Origin of the sequence: Moorena sp. SIO4A1 (assembly GCF_010672065.1) — a bacterium.
Lineage (GTDB): Bacteria > Cyanobacteriota > Cyanobacteriia > Cyanobacteriales > Coleofasciculaceae > Moorena.
Genome location: NZ_JAAHHX010001076.1, coordinates 1 through 1,021 on the forward strand (window position 1 = coordinate 1; position 1,021 = coordinate 1,021).

2 protein-coding genes are annotated in these 1,021 nt (G+C 47.1%); both read right to left on the reverse strand.

What is annotated here, in order from left to right:
- Positions 1–87 precede the first annotated feature (87 nt).
- Positions 88–243 carry a hypothetical protein gene (locus F6K53_RS45390; RefSeq protein ID WP_293060717.1) on the reverse strand — a complete coding sequence of 52 codons (156 nt, stop codon included), beginning with the start codon at positions 241–243 and terminating at the stop codon, positions 88–90.
- Complete coding sequence (locus F6K53_RS45395) at positions 230–631, reverse strand: hypothetical protein (RefSeq protein ID WP_293087792.1); 402 nt, start codon at positions 629–631, stop codon at positions 230–232. The genes F6K53_RS45390 and F6K53_RS45395 overlap by 14 nt, the downstream gene beginning before the upstream one ends.
- Positions 632–1,021: the final 390 nt, after the last annotated feature.

The window sequence follows — 1,021 nt, forward strand, 5'->3', positions numbered from 1 at the left end:
TGTGCTACGCACACGCTACGCGAACAGCATTCAGCTTATGCGCACGCTACTTGAGGTGCTTTGTGGCACAGGCTTCTAGCCTGTGACTTAACGGCTGACGGCTGATAGCTGACGGCTGTTCGCGTAGCGTGCGCGTAGCGCATAAGCTGACGGCTGATAGCTGACCGATGCTTCACAGGCTGGAAGCCTGTTCCACAAAGCTGACCGCTGACGGCTGACCGCTGAGGGCTTACTGGATTTCAATAGTTTCAGCAGTGATAGCAGACTTACTGGAACCAGAACTCTGACCTTTAATCCGAACTTTTTGGTCAGGACTTAATTTTCCTGGGTCAACAGTTTCTCCTTGACGAGTGATTTTGGTATCGGAAAGAAGTTGTACACTATAGGAACCAGACTGAGTTTCTACCTTCAACTGTAGAGGGAAACTTTCCATAACTGCGACAATTTTACCTTCGATAATCATTTGTTCATCAGTTGAGGTAACTATTGGATTATTATCTGGATTATTACCCTGATTGTTTTCCGGTGAAACGTCTGGTTGGGGAGCGCTACAAGCAGAAAACAGCAGGCTTAATCCGATAAGACTGCTCAAAACAAAAGATTTAAAACGAATTTGTAGTTTAGTAGTCATCTGACGGTTTTGTCCTTTGTTAGTTGATTTGTAAGCAGTCAGCAGTCAGTCGTCAGCCGTCAGCCGTCAGCCGTTAGCGATCAGCCGTCACCTGTTGACTGTTCGCGTAGCGTGCCCGTAGCGCATAAGCTGATAACTGATAGCACATCAAGTAGCGTGGGCGTAGCGCATAAGCTGATAACTGATAACTGATAACTAAAAGCTGATAGCTTACGGCTGATTAGTCCCGGACATATTAGACATTTTTCCAAGCGGAGATGTTATCAAACACAGACTTAGTGATGCGGACAGCACTGTTCTCAAAGCCAGCATGGCCGTGAATTCCCACTACATGGTGTTGACCATCTTGCAAGCGCCGGATTGGGCTACCGCTTTGACCGCCATAGGTAA